This is a genomic window from Brevundimonas vesicularis (assembly GCF_900445985.1).
GTDB classification, from domain to species: domain Bacteria; phylum Pseudomonadota; class Alphaproteobacteria; order Caulobacterales; family Caulobacteraceae; genus Brevundimonas; species Brevundimonas vesicularis_D.
On the sequence record NZ_UAQP01000011.1, the window covers coordinates 1 to 2,500 of the forward strand.

Consider the following 2,500-nt stretch of genomic DNA (forward strand, 5'->3'; position numbering starts at 1 on the left):
GCCGGCCGAGATTTCGCGGCCGATGATCTGCTTCTGATAGGAGACGACATCGACGACCTCGAGCGTGGTCGTCTGGACCAGGCGCAGATCCATGGCGATGTTCATCACATAGACGCGGTGGTTGACGATGCCAGAGCCGGGGCGGTTGCTGTCGACCTCGCCGCCGGCGATGTCGAAGCCGCCGGAGCGGATGTTGTAGTTCACCTCGGTGATGCCGCCGACCACATAGAAGTCGGAGCCCGGCACCTGGCCTGCCAGGATGCGGCGGTACTGGGTGTCCTCTGGCCCCTTGGCGTCGGGAGCCTGGTCGCCGATCAGCTTGTTGTTGGCGTAGCGCAGCTCAAGCTCGGACACCGAGGTGTCGTAGCGTTCGACGATGCGGGCGCCGGCCTTGGCGAGCGCCGAGTTCGCCATCAGAGAGGCGCCGCCGGTGATCTGGCGGCCGCCGTCGGACGACACCGTGCCGGTGTAGTCGCTGATCCGGCCCACGGCCATGCGCGGCGAGGGCAGGTTGTAGCGACGCGCGTAGTCGGCCAGGCAATACAGCGCGGCGGAATAGGGCGTGGGGTTTGCGGTCACCGGCGCATTGCCGATCGGCGTCGCATATTGCCCCGACGGACCCGCGACGGGGCTGACGCAACCGGCGAGCAGAAGGGCGACGGCCGACACGGCGGCGGACCCCTTGATGAGATGACGGCGGCTCATGGCAGGTTGATGTTCCGTTCAAGGCCGTACCGGCGTTGATGGCGCCGGTGTTGGTCTGGGTCGAGTTGACGATGACGGTGTTGCGGCTGCCTTGGACCACCACGTTCAGCTGATTGCCGATGGCGGTGGATCCGCCGATGGTCGTGCCGCCGTTGCTGGACGCGCCTGCGCGGGCATAGGCCGAGGCCGCGCCGCCGGACTGGCTGGAATAGGACGAGGCGCCGGACTGGATGATGCCGTTGACGATCAGACGATTGCCGTTGGCGTCGCGGGTATAGCCGGTCGCGGCCGTATTGGCGGCCGTTCGCGCGCCGCCATAGCCCTGCTGGAAGCGTGCAGCGCCGCCCGAACCCGTCGACTGCGCGATCGCCGGCACGCTTGCAGCGGCGGCGAAGGCCATGACGGCGGTGGATACAAACAGCCTCTTGGCGGGCATTTCGGGCTTCCTCGCGCACAAACGAACGCCGGACCACGAGCGTGATCCGCACCCCAACCTGCATTAAGGTTATTAAGAAGCGCTTGATGCCACGCCGGTCACTGAGCATTTGTGGCGTCATGTCAGATGCATCCGGTCGATTCGATCCGCCGAACAGCCGCCCGGCGCGAGAGCCGATGTTCAACGTGCCGCTGGTCGTGCTGCTGATCGCGGCATCGATGCCAACGCTGTATCTGTTCCAGCGCGACCTGCCCGACATGGGCATGAGCATGGCGTTCGCGCCCGTTGATCTGGAGCAGGGACGGTGGGGCGGCCTGCTGACAGCCATGTTGCTGCATGGCGGATGGACGCACGCGATCATGAATGCGGTGGCGGCGCTGGCGTTCGGGACGCCGGTGGCGCGGCTGTTCGGGACCAGGATGGGTCCGACGGTCTTTCTGCTCTTCTATCTGGCGTGTGGCGTGTTGGCGTCGCTGGGCTATGGGCTGATCCATTGGGGATCCAGCGAGCCGATGGTCGGCGCGTCCGGCGCCGTCTTCGGCCTGATCGGCGCCGCGACACGATTGCTGGGAGGGCAGGGCAGGGTGCTGCCGATGGGTGATCGCCGCGTGATCGGCGCGGCCATCACCTGGATGGCGGTCAACGCTGTGACCGGAATGATCGGCGGACTACCCGGCGCCGAGGGAGCCAGGATCGCCTGGGAGGCCCACGCGGTCGGCTTCGTCATCGGCTTTCTGGCCATCGGTCCCTTGGGGCGGATGTTCGGAGGCGGGGCCGCGCCTCGTCCCTGAGACGCGTTGATTCCGGACGGGGGCTGAGCGATCATCGCTCTCTGAGCGGCCCTGTCGCCATTCCGGCCCTGCGGTCGTCTCTTATAGAGAGAAGGGACCGCGATGTTTGTCGCCGAAATCCTCAAGACCAAGGGAAACGCCGTCTTCTCAATCGCGCCGGATCTGACGGTGACGCAGGCGTGCGCAGAATTGGAGCAGAAGCGGGTCGGGGCGCTGGTCGTCTGTGACGGCGACAAGGTGGTCGGGGTGTTTTCCGAACGCGATGTGGTCAAGGCGTTGGCGGCCGATGGCGCCGATGCGCTGGACCGCCCGGTCGCCGACTATATGACGGCCAAGGTGATCTACGCCGAACCGGCCGAGGAGATGTCGGCCTTGATGACGCGGATGACCGATCGGCGCATCCGGCATCTGCCGGTCATGCAGGCGGATCGTCTGGTCGGCGTCATCTCCATCGGCGACGTGGTGAAGTGCCAGATCGCCGAACACGCCCATGAGGCCGAGAGCTTGCGGACCTATATTGCAGGCTGAGAGGACGCCAAACCGTTTGCCGATTCCGGTTTTGCGAGAA

The 2,500-nt window shown here is 66.0% G+C and carries 3 protein-coding genes and 1 pseudogene; 2 read left to right on the forward strand and 2 right to left on the reverse strand.

Translation table 11 applies throughout. The features are described from left to right. Positions 1-705, reverse strand: a 705-nt coding sequence (gene hfaB / locus DT343_RS08925; RefSeq protein ID WP_112862630.1) for a holdfast anchoring protein HfaB, incomplete at its 3' end; no start/stop codon positions are given. 43 nt (positions 706-748) lie between these two features. Next, positions 749-1,141 (reverse strand): annotated as a pseudogene (gene hfaA, locus DT343_RS08930) (holdfast anchoring protein HfaA); the annotation flags it as partial. 119 nt (positions 1,142-1,260) lie between these two features. Here hfaA and DT343_RS08935 point away from each other — a divergent pair. Both DT343_RS08935 and DT343_RS08940 read left to right on the forward strand, forming a co-directional pair. Beyond that, positions 1,261-1,932, forward strand: a complete 672-nt coding sequence (locus tag DT343_RS08935; protein WP_220116426.1) for a rhomboid family intramembrane serine protease — start codon at positions 1,261-1,263, stop codon at positions 1,930-1,932. Between the two features lie 102 nt (positions 1,933-2,034). Further along, positions 2,035-2,460 carry a CBS domain-containing protein gene (locus tag DT343_RS08940; RefSeq protein WP_112861507.1) on the forward strand — a complete coding sequence of 142 codons (426 nt, stop codon included), beginning with the start codon at positions 2,035-2,037 and terminating at the stop codon, positions 2,458-2,460. Positions 2,461-2,500: the final 40 nt, after the last annotated feature.

Excerpts from the sequence above, each read along its gene's own strand:
- DT343_RS08935 (WP_220116426.1), top strand. The coding sequence starts at position 1,261 with ATGTCAGATGCATCCGGTCGATTCGATCCGCCGAACAGCCGCCCGGCG.
- DT343_RS08940 (WP_112861507.1), top strand. The coding sequence starts at position 2,035 with ATGTTTGTCGCCGAAATCCTCAAGACCAAGGGAAACGCCGTCTTCTCA.